Raw genomic sequence first — 18,872 nt, forward strand, 5'->3', positions numbered from 1 at the left:
GCAGCCGGCTCCCCGCAGGGGCCCGCTGCGCGGAGCCGCCGAACGCCGCCCGCAGGGCACGGCACGCCGGACGCCTCCCGGCCGGGGCCCCGGCGTCGATGCCGCCGCGCAGCAAGGCCTTCGCGGCTGCGCCGGAAGCCCCGCAGCGGCGCTTCGCCCGGTGCCCCGCAGGTTCGAAGCCACCTCGCGGGCTGCCCGCAGGGCCTCCTCCAGTCCGCTGCCCCGCTACGCGAAGCCGCCGCCGAAGGCCGCCCGCAGGGTTCCCGTCCCGGCCATGGCTAGAAGGTCCCGGGGGTTGGGGACTTTCGGGGGATGGTGTGGGGCGTCCGGATTGTGAGATGATTTGAGGGGAACCTGGAATCCTAAGGTTGAGTGGGGGTTTCAGCCTTGGTTTCAGGTTGTTTTTGGCCCGGAGACGTGCGATAGTTATGGGTGTCGGGCGGTATCGCTCGGCCACTTCCACTCGGCGGCACGCACCCCCTTGGCTGCCGGGTGACGCGCAGGGGCCCCGGACCGCGAACAACCGCGGACAGGGGCCCCGCATCGTTTTTGCAGACGAAAAAGGTCAGACCCGGGTGCGCAGCTCGAACCAGACGCCCTTGCCCCGCGGGAGCAGGTCCGCTCCCCAGCGGTCGGCGAGTTCGTCGACCACCCGCAGGCCGTGGCCGTTCTGGTAGCGGCCGGTCTCGGGGGCGACGATCAGGCAGGGCATCGCCCGCGAGGAGTCCCGGACCTCGATCCGCAGCCAGCCGGGCCGCCGGGCGACCTTGAGGCCGATCATCCGCCCGCCGGCGTGCCGCACGGCGTTGGCGACGAGCTCGCCGGTAAGCAACTCCCCGTGCTCCAGCAGGTGGTGGAGGCCCCAGGACTGTAAGACGGAGAGCACCAGGCGCCGCGCCACCCCGGCCGATTCCGGACGGGAGGGCAGCCGTACCTCCTCCGCGGTGTCCGGATCGCCGAGCACGCCGAGGAAGACGTGTTCCATCTCGTCCGCGGTCATCCGTTCCAGATCGGCGAGCACGACCGCGGTGCCGGCTCCTGAGGAGCCGGCACCGCGCGTGTCGACCAGTGGAAGTGATGACCGTTCCGCTTCGCCCCATCCCGCCATGGGGCCCATCATTGCGGAACGTGGGCGGCCGCGTACGGACAATGAGCAAACGATCACGGCGCTTTTGGCATATGCCGTCAGCAACCGAACGAGTGCCCGACGATCACCACTTCGACCAGGAGAGGTTCCAGCCGCCCAGTCCGTTGCCCGGGTCGACGATGTCGCCCTTGGTGTTGACGACCGTGATCACGTCGCCGACCAGCGTGGAGGCGTAGAACTTGCCCGCCGGAGTGCTCCCGCTGCCGCCCTCGACGTCGGTCAGGCCGATGCAGCCGTGGCTGGCGTTGGAGCGGCCGATGACGCCCGCGCCCCAGTAGTTGCCGTGCACGTAGGTGCCGCTGTCGGTCAACCGGATGGCGTGCGGAACCACCAGATCGTATTCGTCGCCGGAACCCGACTTGGTGACGCCGGCGGAGGTCATCCGGGTGGTGCCCTCCATGCCCTCGACCACCATCGAGCCGCCCCAGGTGTCGAAACCGGGCTTGCCCGCGGTGAACGGGATGGAGTCGGTCTCCTGGCCGTCCCGGACGACCGTCATCCGGTGGGTGTTGACGTCGGCGGTGGAGATCTGGGAGCGGCCGATGGTGAACGGCTCGTCCTTGTCCACGCCGCCGTACACGCCGGGCGCGGTCTCCACGTCCTTGAGCTTGTAGTGGATGGTGACCTTGGTGTTCGGGTTCCAGTACTTCTCGGGGCGGAAGTCGAGCCGCTTGTCGTTGAACCAGTGGCCCTTGACCACCGTGCCGTCGGCGGCCTCGAAGGTGATGCCGGCCAGCACCGCGTCCTTGTTCTTGACCGCCCGGTTGAACCGGACCGAGACGATCATGCCGACGCCGTAGGTGCCGTTGTCGGCGATGTTGTCGCTGACGCCGGCGTCCTTGTCGGGGGTGAGGGTGGTGAACGTGGAGCGCGCGTTGGCGACCACGTTCTGGGAGTCCGCGGCGAGCGCGTCCACCGTGTAGGCGGTGGAGATCTTGAGGTTGCCGGACGGCGTCCAGGAGGCGCCGTCGGCGGCGAGGGCGCCCGGCACCTCGATGCCGTCGGGGCCGGTGACCTTGACCGAGGTCAGCTTGCCGCCGTTGGCGGAGACCTTGACCGCGCCGCTGGTCTTGACGTCGGTGGCGCCGTTGGCGGGTTCGATGGCGATGTTCGCGGCCGACACGGTCGGCGTGGCCGGACTGGACGCCGCCGCCTGCGGGCTGTCGGCCTTGGCCGCGTCCGTGCTGCACCCGGTCGTGGCCATCAGCACCAGGGCGCCTGCGAGCGCACCCACCGCGTAACCCCCGCGTATAGCCTTCACGTTCCGCTCTCCCCACACACCTGCCTGTCGGCTGACAGGTCTTTCGATTCTTATGACGGGCCGACAACGCGAAACGTTGCGCGGGAAGTGTCCCGGTACGGTCACGAACGGCCGACGGCCCGGCGATCATCAACCGCCGGGCCGTCACTGTCAGTTGGAGTGCGACTACCACTGACTCCACGGGACGGTCCAGCCGCTGAGACCGTTGTCCCCCGCGACCGTCTTGCCCTTGGAGTTCACGATCTTCACGACGTCGCCAACCATCGAGGAGTTGAAGAACTTCCCGGCCGCCGAACCGTCGCTGCCGCCCTTGGCGTCGGCGACGCCGATGCAGCCGTGGCTGGCGTTCGACTTGCCGAACGCGTTGCCCCAGTAGTTGCCGTGCACGTAGGTGCCGGAGGTGGTCAGCCGCATCGCGTGCGGCACGTCCGGGACGTCGTACTCGTCGCCCTTGACGTTGGCCACCGTCGCGGAGCTCATCCGGGTGACCTTCTCCTTCGTGGAGATCACCATGGTGCCGTTCCAGGACGGGTTCTGGTCGTTGCCGGCGGTGATCGGGATGCTCTGGCCGCCGCTGCCGCTGCCGTGCGAGACCGTCATCATGTGGGTCGCGGCGTCCACCGTGGAGACCTGGTAGCGGCCGATGGTGAACGGCTCGTCCTTGTCGATGTCGCCGTACAGGCCGGGCGCGACCTCGACGTTCTTCAGCCGGTACTTGACGGTGACCTTGGTGCCCGGCTTCCAGTAGTTCTCCGGCCGGAAGTCCAGCCGGGAGGCGCCGAACCAGTGGCCCTTGGCCACCGTGCCGTCCGAGCCCTCGACGGTGATGCCGGCCAGCACCGCGTCCTTGTTCTTGACGGCCTTGCTGAAGTTCACCGAGACGATCATGCCGACGCCGTAGGTGCCGTTGTCGGCGATGTTGTCGTTGGTGGCGACCTTCTTGGCCGGCGTCAGCGTGGTGAAGGTGGTGGTGGAGGCGGCCACCAGGCCGCCCGGGTCCACCGCCTGCGCGTTCACCGTGTACGTGGTGCCGACCGCCAGCTGCTCGGTCGGCTTCCAGCCCAGGCCGTCGGCGGCGATCTCGCCGGCCACCGCCTTGCCGTTCTTGTCGGTCACCGCGACCTGGGTCAGCTTGCCGCCGGCCACCGCCACCTGCAGGCCGTCCTTGGGCGCCACGTCCGCCGCGCCGTCGGCCGGAGTGACCGTCAGCTGCGCCGCGGACACCTTCGGCGCGCCCGAGGAGGACGAGGAACTGCCGCCGCCCCCCTCGCCCTTGGCGTCGGTCGAGCCGCCGCCGCCACCGCTGCCGCAGGCCGTGCCGAGCAGCAGCACGCCGCCCACCAGCAGGGCCGCCGCGGCCCGGCGCGCCCGCCGTCCGTTCCCGGCACCGACCGTCCCCGCCCCGGCCTTCTGATCCGCCTTCACCGCGCTGCTCCCCTCCAGGTCTGCACAGCGATACACGTGCGAACGCCCGGAATCGGTTCCGCCGGATCCGCCGCACCCACCGCGTTCCCGAGCGTGTCGGGCGCGCGCGGGGGCAAGGATAACCGGCGAAGCTGAGTGAATCTTCGGAGGGAGCCGGGTGCCGGTTCAGTGAACTGCCGTGGTCCGTCCGACCGTCCACTCCGACCATGGCAGGTTCCAGCCGTTCAGGCCGTTGTCGGGCGCGACCCGGTCGCCGTGCGAGCCGCGGACCTCCACCACGTCGCCGACCAGGGAGTGCCGGTACAGCCAGCCGGCGGGGGTCTCGGCGCCGGTCTCCTTGCTGTCCTCCAGGCCGATGCAGCCGTGGCTGGTGTTGGCGGCCCCGAACACGGCGCGGTCGGACCAGTAGTTGCCGTGCACGAAGGTGCCGGAGGTGGTCAGCCGCAGCGCGTGCGGGACGTCCTTGATGTCGTACTCGTCGCCGAGGCCGACCGTCTGCGAGTTCATCCGGGTCACCTCGAAGCGCTCGGAGACCACCATGGTGCCCAGGTAGGTGGCGTGTTCGGGGCTGCCGCCGCTGACCTCCAGGGTGCGGACCAGGCGGCCGTCCTGACGCACCGCCATGACGTGCCGGTCCAGGTCCACGGTGGCGATCAGCGCCCGGCCGACGGTGAAGCGGACGTCCTTGGTCTGGGTGCCGAGGTAGCCGGGCGCGGCCTCCACGTCCTTCAGCCGCAGCCCGAGGGTGACCCTGGTGCCGGGCGGCCAGTAGCCGTGCGGCCGGAAGTCGAGGCGCTGGTCGCCGAACCAGTGGCCGGCGATCTCCTGCGGCGGGTCGGAGCTGACGGAGACGGCCCGCTCGACGGCGGCCCGGTTCTCGATCGGGCGGGAGAAGCGCAGCGACACCGGCATGCCGACGCCGACGGTGGAGCCGTCCTCGGGGGTGAAGAAGGCGACGAAGGTGTGCTCGGGCGGCACGGTGGCGAAGGCGGCGTGCTGGACGGCGCGCAGGCCGTCGGCGTCCACGGCGGTGGCGTCCACGGTGTAGGCGGTGGCGGTGGCGAGCCGCCCGTCGGGCGTCCAGGCGGTGGCGTCGGCGGTGAGCGTGCCGGCCACGGGGGCGCCCCGGTCGTCGGCCATCCGGACCTCCAGCAGGCGGCCCCGGGCGACCGTCACCCGCACCGCGCCGTCCACCGGGACGCCCTGCGCGCCGTCCGCCGGGCCGATCGCCAGCTGGGCGCGGGAGACCGGCGGGCCGCCGTCGAAGGAACCGCTCCAGCCGGAGCAGCCCGCCAGCAGGACCAGTGGGACGACGGCCGCCCGCCGAGCCCAGAGCCGTACCGCGGCGCGCATGCCGTCCTCCCGCTGTCGTCCGCAACCACCCGATGCCGGGCACAACGACCGATCGCGGCCCCCGGACACGACCGGAGGGTTTCCCCACCCGGCTCCGCCGGGCACAGGATTGATCACGGTGCGTCACGCATTGCGCCCCCGGGGTGCCGAGTGCCGCCGCGCAGGGAACAACCGGAGGAACGGGGCCGGGCCCCCGGACGGCTGGGAGGGTCGCGATGACGACGTGGCACGAGCTGGACGCGGACGGCACGACGCCCGGGGCGCAGGCCGCCGCCCGGCTGAACGGCTCGGCGCCCCGGCCCGCCCCCGACCCGCCCCTGCCGGGCAGCTGGCAGCCCCTCGGCGCCCGGTTCCGCGCCGACGGCGCGGGCGGCCGGGGCACCAACTTCGCGCTCTGGGCGCCGAACGCGGAGGCCGTCGACCTCTGCCTGTTCGACGAGGACGGCCGGGAGAGCCGGCACCGGCTGACCGAGCAGACCTACCAGACCTGGCACGGCTACCTGCCGGGCGTCCTCCCCGGCACCCGCTACGGCTTCCGCGTGCACGGCCGGTGGGACCCGTGGACGGGCCTGCGGCACAACCCGGCGAAGCTGCTGCTCGACCCGTACGCCCGCGCGATCGACGGCCCCTGCGTCACCCACGGGGCAGTCAGCTCCGCCGTCCGCCACTGGCCCGAGCGGGACGTCGCGGACACCGTCCGGGACGACCGGGACTCCGCGCCGTACGTGCCCCGGGCGGTGGTCGTGCACGACGCCGACGACTGGTACGACGACCGGCGCCCGAAGACGCCGTGGGCCGAGACGGTGCTGTACGAGCTGCACGTGCGCGGCTTCACCATGCGCCACCCCGGCGTCCCGCCCGAGCTGCGCGGCACCTACGCGGGCCTGGCGCACCCGGCGGCGATCGGGCACCTGACGGCGCTGGGCGTGACGGCGGTGGAGCTGCTGCCGGTGCACCACCACGTCAGCGAGGACCACCTGCAGGAGCGCGGCCTGAGCAACTACTGGGGCTACAACACGCTCGGGTTCTTCGCGCCGCACGCCGGCTACTCGTCCTCGGGCAGCCGGGGCCAGCAGGTCGGCGAGTTCAAGCGGATGGTGCGGGCGCTGCACGCGGCGGGCATCGAGGTGGTCCTCGACGTGGTGTTCAACCACACCGCGGAGGCGGGGACGATGGGCCCGGCGCTGTCCTTCCGGGGCATCGACAACGCCGGCTACTACCGGCTGGACCGCTCCCGCCGCGGCTACGCCGACTACACCGGCTGCGGCAACACGCTGGACACCCGCCGCCCGCAGGTGATCCGGCTGATCACCGACTCGCTGCGGTACTGGGTGACGGAGATGGGCGTGGACGGCTTCCGCTTCGACCTGGCGGCGGCGCTGGCCCGCGGCGGCGACGCGGTGGAGATGGAGCACCCGTTCCTGGCCGCGCTCTCGCAGGACCCGGTGCTGAGCCGGGTCAAGCTGATCGCCGAACCGTGGGACGTCGGCCCGGGCGGCTACCAGCTGGGCGGCTTCCCCCCGCTGTGGGGCGAGTGGAACGACCGCTACCGGGACACCGTGCGCGACTTCTGGCGCGGCGCCCGGCCGGACGTCCGCGAGCTGGCCACCCGGCTGGCCGGCTCCTCCGACCTGTACCAGCGCGGCGGCCGGCGGCCCTACGCGTCCGTCAACTTCGTCACCTCGCACGACGGTTTCACGCTGCGCGACCTGGTCTCCTACGACCGCAAGCACAACCTGGCGAACGGCGAGGACAACCGGGACGGCACCGACGACAACCGCTCCTGGAACCACGGCCGGGAGGGCGAGACGTCCGACCCGGCGATCCGCGCGCTGCGGGTGCGGCAGCTGCGCAACCTGCTGACCACCCTGCTGCTGTCCAGCGGCGTGCCGATGCTGACGGCCGGCGACGAGCTGGGCCGCACCCAGCACGGCAACAACAACGCCTACTGCCAGGACAACGAGACCGGCTGGCTGGACTGGTCGCTGCTGGACGACCCCGAGTGGCGTTCGCTGGCCGACCTGACGGCCCGGCTGATCCGGCTGCGCCGCCGCCACCCGGTGCTGCGGCAGCGGGCGTTCTTCTCCGGCCGCCCCGCCGGGCCGGGCGGGCCGCGGGACCTGACCTGGCTCACCCCGGCCGGCCGGGAGATGACCGAGGCGGACTGGTTCGCCCCGACCCACGCGCTGGCGATGCGGCTGTCCGGCTCCGCGATGGCCGAACGCGACCAGCACGGCCGCCAGGTGCGCGACGCCGACTTCCTGCTGCTGCTGAACGCCGACGCCGAGCCGCGCCGCTTCACCCTGCCCGGCCCGCACCGCCCGTTGGTCGACACCGCGCTGGCCGGGCCGCCCGGGCCGGCGGCGCTCTCCGCGGTCACCCTGGCCGGCCGCTCGGCGATGCTGCTGACGGCTTGACGGCATGACAGCGGGCCCGGGCGGCGTCCCGGGCCCGCCGTCGGTACCGGTGGGTCAGACCCGGTCGGCGACGATCATCAGGTAGTGGAAGCTGCCTTCCTTGTACGCCGTCAGGAACGGGTCCTCGATGCCGGTGGCCACCGAGGACTGCGCGCGCAGCTCCCAGTACGGGATGGTGTCGGCGGTCAGGTCGACCACGCTGATCGGCACCAGGTTGTTCGCGGCCAGCGCCTTGAAGTACTGGCTGCGCGGGTGGATGTTGCAGATGTAGTGCTCGTCGATCCGGCTGACGGCCTTCGAGCGCAGGCCCATCACGTCGTTGGAGCAGCCGGTGATGCAGACGTAGCGGCCGCCGGGGGCGAGCAGCCGGGAGAACTCGCCGAAGGCCTCGAACAGGTCCACGTACATGGTGGTCTCGTTGGTCCAGATCGCCCGGCGGGAGGCGGTCTCGAAGCCGGTGTCCAGCATGTTGCGGAAGTGGAAGCGGACCCGGTCGGCGACGCCGCGCTCGTGCGCCTGGCCGTTGGCGAACGCCACCTGCTGCTCGGAGATGGAGACGCCGTCCACCTCGCAGCCGAACCGCAGGTTGGCCATGATGCTGGTGCCGCCGCGGCCGGAGCCGGCGTCCAGCAGCGCGTCGGTGGGCGCGATGTCGCCGAGGTGGTCGAGCAGCACGTCGGCCTGGGCGGTCTCCAGCCGGTGCATCTCCTCGATCATCCGCTCGTCACGGGTCTCGTCCGGGCCCTCGAACACCGCCGGGTCGACCGGCCCGAGGCCGTAGTGGTGGTGGTAGAGGCCGTCGACCTCACCGAGCTTGATGTTGACCGGGTCCTTCTCCAGGTTCCAGTAGTTGGCGACCGACTTCTGGAACGCGGTGCGCAGCACGTTGGTGGCGCTCGGGACGGTGGTGGTCATGTACGGCGTGCTCCTCAACTGGCGGGTGGACGTGGGTCAGTCGGTCTGGTAGCGGGCGCTGCCCGCATGCCACTCGCGGTTGCCGCCGACCCAGGCCCAGGTGCCGGCCAGGAAGCGGCGCAGCTCGGGCGAGCCGGTCAGGGCGAGGGCGGAGGCCTCGGCCTCGAAGGTGTGCATCAGTTCGTCGTGGACGGCCACGCTGTGCTGGACGGCCTCCTCCAGCGAGCAGCCCTCCTCGGTGGCGATCAGCATCGGCAGGCTGAAGTCGCTGGGGTCTTCCTTGCCCATCGAGTACAGGTCGTTCATCAGCACGGTGGCGGTGCCGGCCAGGGTGAAGGCGCGGCGCACGGCGGGGTCGGCGAACTCGGCCTGCGGGACTTCGTAGCCGGCGATCGCGTCGACCAGCACCATGCACGGGATGAAGGAGTTCTCGTGGCGGTGCATCAGGTACTCCCACACCGGCGGGCGGTGCCCGGTGGTGTGCCACATGCCTTCCTGGCCGTACGCCACGAACATGATCGCCAGTTCGTGCCGCAGCCGCCGGATCTGGTTCCAACTGGCGTACGGGGCGAGGCCGTCGAGGGCGGAGCGCAGCGCCTTGGCGACCGGGTCCTGCTGGACGTGCGCCTCCAGTTGGGGGGCGTAGCGGCGCGGCAGGTGGGCCTGGTCGATGGTGGAGTGGCAGATCGCCAGCCGTTGGCCGAGCACCTCGTGCTGGGGTTCCTCGACCTCGGCGTCGACGATGTGGTCGTCGACGGCCCATTCGGACAGGCCGCACTTGGCGGCGGCGAGCAGCCGGTCGGGGTCGTCGGTCTCGGGGTGGCCGAGCATCATCAGCCGGCCGAAGTTGGCCTTGCGGAGCATGTCGGTGCGGCCGGGGTAGATGCCGATCCCCTCGGCCCATTCGATCAGCCGCTCGTTGACCAGGTCGCCGAGCGCCGGGTCGTCGCGCACCGCGGGCGGGCAGTACAGCGCGGGGGCCTTGCCGTTGGTGATCGGCCGGGCGGCGGGGGCGTCCCGGACGATGTCGTCGGTCGCGCCGGTCTGCTGGTTCGGGACGGTCGGGCGGTGGGAGAGCAGGCCGGTGGTGCCGAGTCCGGTGGGGCCGGGGGCGTGCCAGGTGAGCCGGCCGGGGGCGGGGCGGTCGGGGTGGGTGAGGATGGCGGAGACCAGCGCCGCCAGCTCGTGGGTGCCGTGCGGGGCGAGCGTCCGGGTGAGCAGTGAGGGCATGTCGGTCGTCTTTCGGCGTGGGGGCGGTCAGGACCGGGGGTGGTCGACCTCGACGTTCTCCAGCACGCCCAGGGCGTCGGGGACCAGGATCGCGGCGGAGTAGTAGGCGGAGACCAGGTAGTTGACGACGGCCTTCTCGTCGATGCCCATGAAGCGGACGTTCAGGCCGGGCTCGATCTCCTCGGGGATGCCGACCTGGGTGAGGCCGATGACGCCCTGGTTGTGCTCGCCGGTGCGCATCGCGAGGATCGAGGTGCTGCCGGCGCGGACCGGGATCTTGCCGCAGGGCAGCAGCGGGATGCCGCGCCAGGCGGGCGCCGGGTGGCCGTTGACCTCGGTGGTGGAGAAGTAGACGCCGCGCCGGTTGGCCTCCCGGCCGAACGCGGCGATCGCCTTCGGGTGGGCGAACAGGTAGTCGGTGTCGCGGCGCATCGCGAGCAGTTCGTCCAGGTCGTCGGGGGTGGGCGCGCCGTCGCGGGTCTGGATCCGCTGGTCGAAGGCGCAGTTGGCGAGCAGCCCGAACTCGGGGTTGTTGACGATCTCGTGCTCCTGGCGCTCGCGCAGCGCCTCGACGGTCAGCCGCAGCTGCTCCTGGGTCTGGTCCATCGGGCTGCTGTACAGGTCGGCGACCCGGCTGTGCACCCGCAGCACCGTCTGGGCGACGCTCAACCCGTATTCGCGCGGCCCGAGTTCGTAGTCGACGAAGGCGGTGGGGAGCTCGTGTTCGCCCCGGTGGCCGGCGGACAGCCCGATCTCCGCCTCGCCGTACGCGTTCTGCTCGGCGGCCTGCCCGGCCTGGTGGAGGGCGAGCTGCCCCTGCAGGGCCGGGGAGCGGTCGACGATCTCCTGGAAGGCCGGCCAGGGCAGCGCCATCGCGGTGCCGGCGGTGGCGGCCTTCAGGGTGTACGGCCAGCGCCCGTCGGCGGCGGTGAGCGCCTCGTCGCCGAGGTGGTCGCCGTCGGCGTGCACGGCGAGCACGGTGTCGTCGCCGTACTTGCCGGTGCCGATCCGCTCGACCTTGCCGTGCGCGATCAGGAAGACCTCGGTGATCGGGGCGCCCTGCTGGACGAGCACCTCGCCGGCGGCGAAGCCGCGCTGGACGAAGCGCCCGGCGAGCTCGTTGAGCACCGCGTAGTCCTGGAAGCCGCGCAGCGCCGGGACTTCGGTCAGGGTGGGCCCGGACACCTCGACCCGGAGGCCGGTCTGCACGAAGGAGACCCGGCCGCGGCCGACCGCGTGGGTGAGCCGCCGGTTGACCCGGTAGGTGCCCGCCGAGACGTGCGTCCAGGGCAGCTTGCGCAGCAGCCAGCGCGAACTGATCTCCTGCATCTGCGGCTTGGACTTGGTGGTGGTGGCGAGGTTGCGCGCCGCGGTGGTGCTCAGGCTCCGCTGTGCCGGGGCCCGCTCCTCGGGGACGTGCTCGGTCTCTACCGACATGCTGGGTCTCCTGGCTGCGTCGGGTGATCCACCGCGATCACTTCGGCCAGATCAGACACTGTCGGGCCAGGGGGCCTGCAAGCAGGCGCTCGGGGTGGGCAAATCGTCCGCCGTGCGCCTCTCACGCCGGTCCCCGCCGGTTGTGCGCCCCCGCGCCGGGGGGCTTCCGGCCGCGCCGCGCGACCTTCCGGGCGACCCGAACGGCGCAACAGGGAGCGCCGCTGTCGGCGCTGACGCCCCGTCCGGCCTGGCCGGATCCTGCCGACAGGGGCAAAAAAGCGGATGAGAAATGTCGGTGCCAGCGCCTACCCTCTCGGCGATGGCCGAGAACCAGAACCCCGCTCCGCCCACCCCCGCGGATTCGAACAACTCGTCAACCGACGACCTCGCAAGTTCACCCGCATCGGTACCCCGATCGCCGGTGCGCTCACTGCTGCGCCTGTGGCCGTACGCCCGCGAGGCCCGCTGGCGGATCTTCGGCTCGATGGCCGCCGCCGGGCTCGCCTCGCTCAGCGTGCTGGTCGTGCCGATCGTGCTGGGCGCGATCGTGGACGGCCCCGTCGCCCATCACGACCTGGCCGGGCTGTGGCCGCTGGCGATCGCCCTGCTGCTGCTCGGCGTCGCCGAGGCCTGCCTGTTCGGCGTCCGCCGGATCATCGTGGCCCGCCCGCTGGCCAAGGTGGAGACCAGGCTGCGCGGCGACCTGTTCGCCAAGCTGCAACGGCTGCCGATCTCCTTCCACGACCGCTGGCCGTCCGGGCAGCTGCTCTCCCGGGCCACCTCGGACCTGTTCGTGATGCGGCTGTTCCTGGCCTTCCCGCTGGTCTTCCTGGTGGTCAACTCGACCGTCTTCCTGACCGGCACCGCGCTGATGTTCGCACTGGACTGGCGGCTCGCCCTGATCACCCTCGTCCCGGCGATCCCGCTGATGGCCTACACCCGCCGCTTCGAGGCCGGGTACTCGGCCGCCTCCCGGCTCGCCCAGGACCAGAACGGCGACCTGGCCACCGTGGTCGAGGAGTCGGTGCTCGGCATCCGCATCCTCAAGGCCTTCGGCCGGCACCGCACCATGGCCGAGGAGTTCCACCGGCACAGCGCCGACCTGCGCGACACCGAACTGCGCAAGGCCGGGCTGCTCGGCAACCTGTGGGCGGCCATCGTCGGCCTGCCCGAACTCGCCCTCGGCTGCGCCCTCGCCACCGGCGCCGTGCTGGTCGCCCACGACGAACTCTCGGTCGGCACCCTGGTCGCCTTCCTGTCCACCGCGCTCGCCCTGCGCTGGCCGGTCGAGTCGATCGGCTGGCTGCTCGGCTTCTCCGCCGAGGCCGCCAGCGCCGCCAACCGCTACTTCGAGGTGATGGACGAGCCGGAGCCCGCCGACCCGCACTCCGGCAACGCCCCCTCCGACGACCGCGGCATCCGCTTCACCGGCGTCCGCTTCCGCTACCCCGACGCCCCGGCCGGCACCCCCGACCTGCTGGCCGGCATCGACCTGCACATCCGCCCGGGCGAGACGCTCGCCCTGGTCGGCGCCACCGGCAGCGGCAAGACCACCCTCACCGCGCTGCTCCCCCGCCTGTACGAGCCCACCGCCGGCTCGATCACGCTGGACGGCACCGACATCCGCGACCTGCCCCGCGAGCAGCTCCGCCGCGAGGTCGCCGTCGCCTTCGAGGACCCGACCCTGTTCTCCGCCACCGTCCGCGAGAACGTGCTGATGGGCGCGCCCGGCGCCGACGGGCAGCAGCTCGCCCGGGCCCTCGCCACCGCGCAGGCCGGCTTCGTCGAGCGGCTCCCCGACGGCCTGGACACCGAGGTCGGCGAGCAGGGCCTCAGCCTCTCCGGCGGCCAGCGCCAGCGCCTCGCGCTGGCCCGCGCCGTGGTCGGCGAGCCCCGCTTCCTGGTCCTCGACGACCCGCTGTCCGCGCTCGACGTGCACACCGAGGCCCTGGTGGAGCGCGCCCTGCGGCAGGTCCTCGCCGACACCACCGCCCTGGTCGTCGCGCACCGCCCGTCCACCGTCCTGCTGGCCGACCGGGTCGCGCTGCTCGCCGACGGGCGGATCACCGCCGTCGGCACCCACCAGGAGCTGCTGAACTCCTCTCCCGCCTACCGGGCCCTGATGTCCGGCGAATCCGAACTGGAAGGGGCGCTGGCCCGATGACCACCGCCGTCGCCGAACCCGCCGTCGAAGAGGACGACCTGCCGCCCGCGGCCGCCGACGACCAGGACATCCCCGTCCCGCCCGGCGCCCCGCGCGCCCTGCTCGGCTCGCTGCTCGCCCCGCACCGCCGCCGGATCGCCGTCGCCGTGGTCGCCGTCCTGCTCCAGCAGGCCGCGCTGCAGGCCGGGCCGCTGCTCGTCGCGTACGCCATCGACCGCGGCATCCCCGCCCTGCGCGAGCACGACTCCGGCCCGCTGATCGCCGTCACCGCCGGGTACCTGGCCTGCGCCCTGCTCGCCACCCTGCTGCAACGTTCCTTCATCCGGCTCGCGGCCCGGATCAACCAGGACATCCTGCTCGACCTGCGCGGCCGGATCTTCCAGCACGCCCAGCGCCTCAGCCTGGACTTCCACGAGCGCTACACCTCCGGCCGGATCATCTCCCGCGCCACCAGCGACGTGGACACCCTGCGCGAACTGCTCGCCGAGGGCCTCCAGGAACTCCTGATGGTCTGCCTGTCGGTCGGCTACATCACGGTCGTGCTCTGCCTGATGGACTGGCGCCTGGGCCTGGCCTCGCTGGTGTCCTTCCTGCCGATGTACCTGATCATCCGCTCCTTCCGGCGCCGCTCCCAGCAGGTCTACCGCCGCTCCCGCACCGCCGTGGCCTCGCTGATCGTCCGCTTCACCGAGACCATGAACGGCATCCGCCCGGTCCAGGCGTTCCGCCGCGAGCCCGCCAACAACCGGGCCTTCGACACCGTCAACCAGCAGTCCGCCACCGCCACCGCGGACGGCCTGCTGGAGATGGCCCGGTACGTCTTCCTGTCCCGGCTGACCGCCAATATCTGGATCACCGGCGTGGTCGTCCTCGGCGCCCTGCTGGTCAGCGACGGCAGCCTCGAACTCGGCGTGCTCACCGCCTTCGTGCTCTTCCTGCGCCGGCTCTACGACCCCATCGACCAGCTGGCGATGTTCCTGAACAGCTACCAGTCCTCCGCCGCCGCCCTGGAGAAGATGGCCGGCCTGCTCGCCCACGAGCCCTCCGTCCCCGAGCCCGCCGAGCCCGCCGCGCTGCCCGCCGCCACCGGCAAGGGCCGCGAAGTCGCCTTCCGCGACGCCCGGTTCGCCTACTCCAACGGCAAGGAGATCCTGCCCGCCTTCGACCTGGTCCTGCCGGCCGGCCGGACCACCGCCGTGGTCGGCGCGACCGGCGCGGGCAAGTCCACCCTCGCCAAGCTGCTCGCCCGCTTCTACGACCCCACCGCCGGCTCCGTCACCCTCGACGGCGTCGACCTCCGCGACCTCACCAGCGCCGACCTGCGCGCCAACGTCGTGATGGTCACCCAGGAGTCGTTCCTGTTCTCCGGCACCGTCGCCGAGAACATCGCCGTCGGCAAGCCGGACGCCACCCGCGCCGAGATCGAGGCCGCGGCCCGCGCGATCGGCGCCCACGAGTTCATCACCGCGCTGCCCGACGGCTACGACACCGACGTCCGCAAGCGCGGCGGCCGCATCTCCGCCGGCCAGCGCCAACTCGTCGCCTTCGCCCGCGCCCTGCTCGCCGACCCCGCCGTCCTCATCCTCGACGAGGCGACCTCCTCCCTGGACGTCCCCGGCGAACAGGCCGTCCAGCACGCCATGCAGACCGTCCTCGCCGGCCGCACCGCCGTGATCATCGCCCACCGCCTCTCCACCGTCGAGATCGCCGACCGCGTCCTCGTCATGGACCAGGGCCGCATCGTCGAGGACGGCACCCCCGCCACCCTCATCGCCGGCGAGGGCCGCTTCGCCACCCTCCACCGAACCTGGAAGGACAGCCTGGTGTAGGGGCCGTGCCCCGGCACCGGTGCGCCGGAAATCGATCGACCGGCCCCGGAAGGGGCCACTAGCCTCGGTCCGTGGACGACCCGACCGCCGGCCGTGCCGGCCCCCCTGACGCCCGCAGCCCGCTCCGGTTCCTGTGGTGGCTGGTCCGCAGCCAGCGCCGTCGTTCGCTGGCCGGCATGTTCTACGGCACCGCGTGGATGCTGAGCCTGACCGTCCAGCCGTATCTGCTGTCGCGGGCCGTCGACGACGGGCTGCGGCCGGGCCGGACGGGGGCGGTGCTCGGCTGGGCGGCGGCGCTGCTCGGGTTCGGGCTGCTGAACACGGTGCTGGCGTGGTTCCGGCACCGCACCATGACGATGGTCCGCAACGACGCGAGCTTCCGCACCATCGCCGTGGTGCAGCAGCACAGCGTGCGCCTCGGCGCGGCGCTGCCCCGCCAGGTCTCGGCCGGCGAGGTGGTCACCATCGGCATCTCCGACGTGTCCCGGATCGCCATGGCGCTGACCTTCGTCGGCCCCGGCGTGGGCGCGGTGGTCTGCTACCTGACGGTCGCCGCGATCCTGCTCTCGCTCTCCCCGCTGCTGGCCCTGATCGTCCTGCTCGGCCTGCCGGTGCTCGCCCTGACGCTCCGTCCGCTGCTGGCCCGCCAACAGGTGGCGGAGGGCCGCTTCCGCGAGCACCAGGGCCGGCTGACCTCCCGGTTCGAGGACCTGGCGGGCGGACTGCGGGTGCTGAACGGCCTCGGCGGCAAGGACGTGTTCGCCGCCCGCTACCGCGCCGACTCCCGGGCGCTGCGCGAGGAGGGCTACCGGGTCGGCGCGACCGTCAGCTGGATCCAGGCCCTCGGCGGCGGCCTGCCGGTGCTGCTGCTGGCCGCCGTCACCTGGCTCGGCGCCCGCCTCACCGTCGAGGGCGAGTTGACGCCGGGCCAGCTGACGGCGGTGTTCGCGTACGTCGCCGTGCTGGTCGCGCCGCTGTACTTCCTGATCGAGAACAGCCGGGACATCGGCCGCGCCCTGGTCTGCGCCCGCCGGGTCACCGACTTCCTCCACCTCTCGCCGGACCCGGACCTCGGAACCTCTCACGTCCCGCCCGCCCCTGCCGAGTTGATCGATCCCGAGTCCGGCGTCCGACTCGCCCCGGGCGAGCTGACGGTGCTCGCCGCGGCCCGCCCCGCCGACTCCGCCGCCGTCGCCGAACGCCTCGCCCGGCTCACCCCCGCCACCACCGCCCGCTGGGGCGACACCCCGCTCACCGACCTGCCGGTGGCCGACGTCCGGGCCCGGATCACCCTCGCCGAGAACGAGGCGACGCTGTTCGCCGGCACCCTGCGCGACACCGTCCGCGGCCGCACCGACGCCCCCGACGACGCCCTGTCGGCCTCGCTCGAAACCGCCGCCGCCCTCGACGTGCTCGGCTCCCTGGGCGGCCGACTCGACGCCCCGATCGCCGCCGACGGCCGCAACCTGTCCGGCGGCCAACGCCAACGCCTGCGCCTGGCAAGGGCGTTGACCGCCGACCCGGACGTCCTGCTGGCCGTCGAACCGACCTCCGCGGTGGACGCCCACACCGAGGCCGCGATGGCCGCCGGCCTGCGCGCCGCCCGGGCCGGCCGCACCACCGCCCTCACCAGCACCTCCCCGCTGCTGCTCGACCGGGCCGACACCGTCCACTACCTGGTGGACGGCAAGGTCGCCGCCAGCGGCACCCACCGCGAACTGCTCCGCACCCAGCCCGGCTACCGCGCCCTGGTCACCCGGGGCCCCGACTCCCGTACCGAGGTGGCCGAATGAGCGCCCTGCCGATCGCCACCGCCCGCCAGGTCCGGCAGGCCGCCACCCGGCTGGTCCGCGAGGACGGCCGGGCCTTCGCCACCGTCCTGCTCCTCAACGGCCTCGCCGCGCTGCTCGGCCTGGCCGGCCCCTGGCTGCTCGGCCGGATCATCGACCTGGTCACCCACGGCGCCACCACCGGCGACATCGACCGCCTCGGCCTGCTCCTGCTCGGCTGCGCCGCCGCCCAGATCCTGGCCGGCCGCCAGGCCCGCTACCTGGCCCACCGGTTCGGCGAACGGGCCGCCGCCCGGGTCCGCGAACAGCTCCTCGACCGGGTCCTCGCGCTGCCCGCCGCCACCGCCGAACGGGCCGGCACCGGCGACCTCACCTCGCGCGGCACCACCGACTCCACCGCCGTCGGCGAGACCCTCCGGGACGTCGCCCCCGAACTCTTCGTGGCCGCCGCCCAGGTGCTGTTCATCCTCGGCGCGATCCTCGCCTTCAGCCCCCTGCTGGGCAGTTGCGCACTGGTCGGCCTGGTCGGCATCACCCTCGGCGCCCGCTGGTACCTGCGCCGCGCCCGCGCCGCCTACCTCGCCGACCGGGCCGCCGGCGCCGACCTCGCCGAGACCCTCTCCGCCACCGCGAACGGCGCCCGCACCATCGACGCCCTCGGCCTCCAGCAGCAGCGCCTCGACGCGGGCCTGCGGGCCATCACCACCGCCAACCTCGCCCGGCTGCGCACCCTGAACCTGCGGCTGCGCTTCTTCGCCGTCATCAACGTCTCCTACGCCCTCCCGGTCGTCCTCGCCCTCCCGCTCGGCGCCCTCCTGCTCGCCCACCACACCATCACCCTCGGCGCGGCCGTGGCCGCCGTGCTCTACCTGCGACGCATCGAAGAACCCCTGGACACCATCGTCGTCCTGCTCGAATCCGTGCAGAGCAGCACCGCCGCGTACGCCCGCGTCGAGGGCCTCGCCGCCCCCGCCCCGGCGCCCGCGACCACCGGCCTCGAACCCGCCGACGACCGGATCCGGGTCACCGGCGTCCGCTACGCCTACCCGGACGGGCCGGACGTGCTGCACGGCCTCGACCTCGACCTCCGGCCGGGCGAACGCCTCGCCGTGGTCGGCCCGTCCGGCTCCGGCAAGACCACCCTCGGCCGCCTCCTCGCCGGCATCGACCGCCCCCGCACCGGCGCCGTCACGGTCGGTGGCGTCCCGCTCGCCGACCTCTCACCCGAGCGGCTGCGCCGGCAGGTCGTCCTGGTCACCCAGGAACACCACGTCTTCCTCGGCACCCTCCGCGACAACCTGCTCATCGCCGCCCCCGACGCCGACGACCCCGCGCTCACCGCCGCCCTCGACGCCGTCGGCTGGCACCACGACCTCCCCGACGGCCTCGACACCGAACTCGGCCCCACTCACCGCCTCGACGGCGCCCAGGCCCAGCAGCTCGCCCTCGCCCGCGTCATCCTGGCCGACCCCCACACCCTGATCCTCGACGAGGCCACCGCCCTCCTCGACCCCACCGCCGCCCGCAACACCGAACGCGCCCTCGCCGCCACCCTCACCGGCCGCACCGTCATCGCCATCGCCCACCGCCTCCACACCGCCCACGACGCCGACCGCGTGGCCGTCCTCACCCACGGCCACCTCACCGACCTCGGCCCCCACGAGAAGCTCCTCACCACCGACGGCCCGTACGCCCGCCTCTGGACTTCCTGGCAAGGCTGAAGAGGGCAAGAGGGCTGGTGGGTACGAAACCAGGGGCCCGGGGAACGGCGGGGCCATGTCTGCGGTTGGTCACGGGGGCGCTTTGCGTTCCGTAAGTTTCGGGTCCCCGTTCTTTGACCCGAAACAGATCGACCGCCAGAGGCCCCCGGCCACCAGCAACTCGACCCCGCCGATCCCCGGGCC

12 protein-coding genes are annotated in these 18,872 nt (G+C 72.9%); 5 read left to right on the forward strand and 7 right to left on the reverse strand.

The window, feature by feature from the left end:
- Positions 1-565: 565 nt before the first annotated feature.
- From ACWEMJ_RS27450 to ACWEMJ_RS27465, 4 genes are all read right to left on the reverse strand, one after another.
- Positions 566-1,021, reverse strand: coding sequence for an ATP-binding protein (locus tag ACWEMJ_RS27450; protein ID WP_452139815.1), 456 nt, complete (start codon positions 1,019-1,021; stop codon positions 566-568).
- A gap of 190 nt (positions 1,022-1,211) precedes the next feature.
- Positions 1,212-2,381, reverse strand: a complete 1,170-nt coding sequence (locus ACWEMJ_RS27455) for a L,D-transpeptidase (RefSeq protein ID WP_452139816.1) — start codon at positions 2,379-2,381, stop codon at positions 1,212-1,214.
- 192 nt (positions 2,382-2,573) lie between these two features.
- The gene (locus tag ACWEMJ_RS27460) at positions 2,574-3,833 is read right to left on the reverse strand and encodes an Ig-like domain-containing protein (RefSeq protein ID WP_452139817.1); all 1,260 of its coding nucleotides are present in this window, start codon (positions 3,831-3,833) and stop codon (positions 2,574-2,576) included.
- 165 nt (positions 3,834-3,998) lie between these two features.
- On the reverse strand, positions 3,999-5,186 hold the full coding sequence (locus ACWEMJ_RS27465) for a L,D-transpeptidase (protein WP_452139818.1): 1,188 nt from the start codon (positions 5,184-5,186) through the stop codon (positions 3,999-4,001).
- 215 nt (positions 5,187-5,401) lie between these two features.
- Here ACWEMJ_RS27465 and glgX point away from each other — a divergent pair, with 215 nt between their 5' ends.
- Positions 5,402-7,603: a glycogen debranching protein GlgX gene (gene glgX / locus ACWEMJ_RS27470; RefSeq protein ID WP_452139819.1), complete on the forward strand. Its 2,202-nt coding sequence runs from the start codon at positions 5,402-5,404 to the stop codon at positions 7,601-7,603.
- Positions 7,604-7,657: 54 nt separating this feature from the next.
- Here glgX and ACWEMJ_RS27475 read toward each other — a convergent pair whose 3' ends face one another.
- Genes ACWEMJ_RS27475 through ACWEMJ_RS27485 form a run of 3 tightly spaced genes read right to left on the reverse strand, consistent with a single transcriptional unit; the run spans position 7,658 to position 11,185 of the window.
- Positions 7,658-8,518 (reverse strand): geranyl diphosphate 2-C-methyltransferase, encoded by an 861-nt coding sequence (locus tag ACWEMJ_RS27475; protein ID WP_452139820.1) that lies wholly within the window; start codon positions 8,516-8,518, stop codon positions 7,658-7,660.
- A 36-nt stretch (positions 8,519-8,554) separates the two neighbouring features.
- Positions 8,555-9,748, reverse strand: a complete 1,194-nt coding sequence (locus tag ACWEMJ_RS27480; RefSeq protein ID WP_452139821.1) for a family 2 encapsulin nanocompartment cargo protein terpene cyclase — start codon at positions 9,746-9,748, stop codon at positions 8,555-8,557.
- 27 nt (positions 9,749-9,775) lie between these two features.
- Positions 9,776-11,185: a family 2B encapsulin nanocompartment shell protein gene (locus tag ACWEMJ_RS27485; RefSeq protein ID WP_452139822.1), complete on the reverse strand. Its 1,410-nt coding sequence runs from the start codon at positions 11,183-11,185 to the stop codon at positions 9,776-9,778.
- A 319-nt stretch (positions 11,186-11,504) separates the two neighbouring features.
- On the opposite strand from ACWEMJ_RS27485, the gene ACWEMJ_RS27490 reads away from it, so the two are divergent.
- From ACWEMJ_RS27490 to ACWEMJ_RS27505, 4 genes are all read left to right on the forward strand, one after another.
- A complete protein-coding gene (locus tag ACWEMJ_RS27490; protein WP_452139823.1) occupies positions 11,505-13,349 on the forward strand; it encodes an ABC transporter ATP-binding protein in 1,845 nt (614 codons plus the stop codon).
- Positions 13,346-15,178 carry an ABC transporter ATP-binding protein gene (locus tag ACWEMJ_RS27495; RefSeq protein ID WP_452139824.1) on the forward strand — a complete coding sequence of 611 codons (1,833 nt, stop codon included), beginning with the start codon at positions 13,346-13,348 and terminating at the stop codon, positions 15,176-15,178. Before ACWEMJ_RS27490 ends, ACWEMJ_RS27495 begins: the two co-directional genes overlap by 4 nt.
- 71 nt (positions 15,179-15,249) lie before the next feature.
- A complete protein-coding gene (locus ACWEMJ_RS27500) occupies positions 15,250-16,971 on the forward strand; it encodes an ABC transporter transmembrane domain-containing protein (RefSeq protein ID WP_452139825.1) in 1,722 nt (573 codons plus the stop codon).
- A complete protein-coding gene (locus ACWEMJ_RS27505) occupies positions 16,968-18,689 on the forward strand; it encodes an ABC transporter ATP-binding protein (RefSeq protein ID WP_452139826.1) in 1,722 nt (573 codons plus the stop codon). The genes ACWEMJ_RS27500 and ACWEMJ_RS27505 overlap by 4 nt, the downstream gene beginning before the upstream one ends.
- The last annotated feature ends 183 nt before the right edge of the window (positions 18,690-18,872 follow it).

The sequence above is a fragment of the Kitasatospora sp. NPDC004531 genome (genome assembly GCF_053602195.1).